The following is a 212-nucleotide window of genomic DNA, read 5'->3' on the forward strand; positions in this document are numbered from 1 at the left end:
TTGCCGGTTTTAAATCCGGTATCGGTGACGAACACATCTTTTAAACCCACATCAATGCCCGCTGTTTTAGCCGAAACAGGCAGTGAGGTTGGCTCAAATTCACACAGACAGGATACGAAATATCGGCCTGATGCGTCTTTGGAAAGGGTGACAGTTGAAGGGACTGACGGGAGTTCACGGCTCCAGCGAATATCGAGTGGCTCTTTGCTTTT

The 212-nt window shown here is 48.6% G+C and carries 1 pseudogene; it reads right to left on the minus strand.

Annotated elements, in window-relative coordinates:
• Positions 1-212 (minus strand): annotated as a pseudogene (locus Q1A40_RS23110) (RNA-guided endonuclease TnpB family protein); the annotation flags it as partial.

Origin of the sequence: uncultured Cedecea sp. (genome assembly GCF_947498825.1) — a bacterium.
Classification (GTDB): domain Bacteria; phylum Pseudomonadota; class Gammaproteobacteria; order Enterobacterales; family Enterobacteriaceae; genus JGM124.